The 1,226-nt window shown below is 53.3% G+C and carries 1 protein-coding gene; it reads left to right on the top strand.

All coding sequences use genetic code 11. The features are described 5' to 3' along the window. Positions 1-1,226 (top strand): toprim domain-containing protein (locus tag ACTG34_RS13755; protein WP_439105432.1); only part of this gene is annotated, 1,226 nt, incomplete at both ends.

Below are 1,226 nucleotides of genomic sequence, written 5' to 3'. Positions count from 1 at the left end.
AAGATCCATATTGCGCGCTTTGAAAAGGGCGATACGGCAGAGCATTTGAAAATCATTGGCGATGCGGGGGACGAAACGGGTACCGAGGTGCGCTTTTTCGCGTCGTCCAAAATCAATGATCCTGAGGGCACGTTTTCGAACCTCGATTACAATTTCGAGACCTTGGAAAAACGTTTGCGCGAATTGGCGTTTTTGAACTCGGGTGTGCGGATCATCCTTGAGGATGAGCGCCCCGCGGTGCCGTTGAAATCCGAGCTGTTTTACGAGGGTGGCGTTAAGGAGTTCGTCAAATACCTCGACCGTTCAAAGCAAGCTATGATTTCCGAGCCTATTTTTGTCACGGGCGAACGTGACGACATTGGCGTCGAAGTCGCGATGTGGTGGAATGATAGCTACCATGAAAATGTTCTTCCGTTCACCAACAACATTCCTCAGAGAGACGGCGGGGCGCACCTTGCCGGTTTTCGTGGCGCGCTTACCCGTACGTTGACTCGCTACGCGGCGGAAAGTGGGATCGCTAAGAAAGAAAAGATTACGTTCACGGGCGACGATGCCCGCGAAGGACTGACCTGTGTTTTGTCGGTGAAAGTTCCAGATCCGAAATTCTCGTCGCAAACAAAAGACAAATTGGTGTCATCCGAGGTTCGCCCTGCGGTGGAAAATCTCGTTGGTGAAAAGCTAACCGAGTGGTTTGACGAGCATCCTACAGAGGCGAAAATGATCGTCTCCAAGATTGTTGAGGCGGCAATGGCCCGCGAGGCGGCCCGTAAAGCGCGCGAACTGACTCGGCGCAAGTCGGCGCTTGATGTGAACTTTCTCGCCGGTAAGCTCAAAGATTGTTCGGAAAAAGATCCGAGCCAAACCGAAGTCTTCCTCGTGGAGGGTGACTCCGCTGGCGGCTCCGCGCAAACGGGACGCGATCGTCGCACGCAGGCGATTTTGCCTCTTAAAGGTAAAATCCTCAACGTTGAGCGCGCACGCTTTGATCGTATGTTGGGTAGCCAAGAGATCGGCAACTTGGTGATGGCGCTCGGTACGGGTATTGGCCGCGACGAATTCAACCTCGATAAGTTGCGTTACCACAAGATCGTCATCATGACCGATGCGGACGTCGACGGCGCGCACATTCGCACGCTGTTGCTCACATTTTTCTTTCGCCAGATGCCACAGCTTATTGAGCAAGGGCACCTCTTTATTGCGCAACCGCCGCTTTACAAAGTTGCGCG

Source organism: Celeribacter marinus (assembly GCF_965656515.1).
Lineage (GTDB): Bacteria > Pseudomonadota > Alphaproteobacteria > Rhodobacterales > Rhodobacteraceae > Celeribacter > Celeribacter marinus_D.
Note: the sequence above shows the minus strand (reverse complement) of the source record. Positions and strands in the feature narration are given on the sequence as shown.